The following is a 2,309-nucleotide window of genomic DNA, read 5'->3' as shown; positions in this document are numbered from 1 at the left end:
AAATCGGACTCTCTGTAGTAATACTCACGATCCGCAGTGAGATTATATTACTGCGCGTTTGGGCTGGAAAATACATTTGGAATTATGAACATATACACGAACCAGGTGTGGGCAGGTTTTCGACTTATTTACGTGGTCGCCTGCTTCTCCATTGCCGGTCTGCCTTTTGAAGCATCTGCCAAGTCCAGGCCTGCGCGGCCAGCCCTGCCGGAAGGGGAGTCCCTGATATTCCGGGCTAATGATCAGAAGACAAACTTTGTGGCCGAAGCGGTTTCGGGCACCGTCTATTTGAAGGGCGTGCAATTTGCGGAATCGTGGTCCGGGGAATCGCTGCTCATGACCGGCGAGACACGTTCCTACTGCATGATCCCCGCCAAAGGAACCCGCAAACGGCCCAACTTCTCACCCAACTCCGGCAGCATTCGCCTGTGGTTCTCGGTGGCCTGGACCAGCACCGCCTTGGGTGGCCAAGGGCCGGGCACCCATGCCCGCTTGATGGAAATCGCACACGTGAATGCGAGAACCCCGACCGGGTTTGCGCTGTACTTTGATCCCGACGGCAACACCGTGTACTTGAGCGCGTATCACGCTGGTCAGGCGGTGGATATCGTTCATGCTACCGTTGCCTTGGAAAAGGATGTCTTTCATCAATTCGGGGTGGTCTATGGCCCAGAGGCCGTGACCCTGATTCTGGACGGCAAGACCATCGCCACGAATCGAGGGCTGCCAACTTTGGCGCACCCTTCTGACCTGGATAACTGGCTGTGTTATTTGGGCTCCAATCCGGGTGGGTTGGAGAAACTCCAGGGCCGACTGGATGAAATCTATTTCTTCCCGTATGCCTGCACGGAAGAACAGTTTGGGTGGGACTATCAATCGCAGAGCCTGCTGGCCGCCATGGGACCGGTCACGGTTCAGGAGGAACTGGCGCGCTATCGGACGTTGCGGCGCCACCATGGGCCACAACGTGCCGAGGGAGGACCAACGCCGCCCGATCCCGGTCCCGGCGGCGGCGGCGGCGGCACCAACTACAGTTTTACCACGAGTACCTGGACGGAATCGTCACCCACGAATTGTTTGCGGATTTCCAAGATTGTGTATGACACCAATGCCATTGACTTGACCATTGCGGGCGGGGAAACCAATGGGGTGTACGATCTGTTCTACACCACGAATTTGGTGGGCGCGCACGTGACGAACAGTCAGTGGACCTGGTTCTTCCGGGGCACCCCCGGCCAGACCAACTTTGTCCATACCAACGCGCCCACGCCCTGGTGCCTGTACACCGTTGGTGCCACCAACGACAGCAATGCCGATGGGTTATCGGATGTTTATGATTTGCTGGTGGGCAAAGGCAATGCCGATGCCAATAGCAACGGGTTGCCGGATGCGTGGGAATGGAAATATTTTGGCAACTTCAACCAAACTGCCGATGGCGACTACGATGGGGACGGGATAAGCAACCTTGCCGAGTACCAGAACGGCACCGACCCAACGAATCCCGATACGGATTATGACGGGGTGAATGACGGGCAGGAACTGGCTGATGGGACGGACCCGCTGGATGCCAACAGCGTCATGCTTCGGCGGCTGGGGCATTGGACGTTTAATGATGCGTCGCTGGTGGGCGAGGATGGGCAGATGCCGCGCTACACCAATGGGTTGACGCGGTATGCCAGTTGGAGCAGCAATGCGGTGGGTATCCCGCGCCAAATGACGAATGCCGGGCTGATCTACCAGGAGCAGGAACTCATCAACGGGACGAACGTCAATAATATCAATTGCCGGAACGGCAGCGTGGCGCTGTGGTTCCAGCCGAACTGGGATTCCGGCGCGGGACCGGGAACCGACGCGCGGTTGCTGGAAATGGGCGAGTATCTGAGCGCCAATGGCTGGTATGCGCTGGGGCTGGATGCGACCGGCACGAACCTGTACTTTGGATTCTACACGAATGGGATGTCAGCGCCCGGCTATTTGCAGGGGCAGATTGCCTGGCAATCGAATCACTGGTATAACATCGTGTTGACGCATAGCCCCACGAACCGTTCCCTGTATGTCAACGGGCAGCTTTTGGTCAATGATTCCACGGGGGTAACCGGCTGGCCATCACCAACCGCCCGAGGCGCTGGAATTCGCCTGGGGATAAACCACGCCGGGCTGAAACAGCCGGACGGTCAGTACGAAGAACTGGAAACCTTTAACTATCCGTTGACGGTCACGCAAATCAGTTCCAATTACCAATGGGTGGTGACCCATATTCCAGCGCTGACCGCAACCACAGACTGGTATCGGCTGGACACCAGTGTAGC

Annotated in this window: 1 protein-coding gene; it reads left to right on the top strand. The window is 57.3% G+C overall.

Annotated features, from left to right (window positions below):
- Positions 1-84: 84 nt before the first annotated feature.
- Positions 85-2,309: LamG-like jellyroll fold domain-containing protein (locus tag WCO56_29650; GenBank protein MEI7733767.1), on the top strand; the 2,225-nt coding region annotated here is incomplete at its 3' end.

The organism is Verrucomicrobiota bacterium (assembly GCA_037139415.1).
Classification (GTDB): Bacteria; Verrucomicrobiota; Verrucomicrobiia; order Limisphaerales; family Fontisphaeraceae; genus JBAXGN01.
Note: the sequence above shows the minus strand (reverse complement) of the source record. Positions and strands in the feature narration are given on the sequence as shown.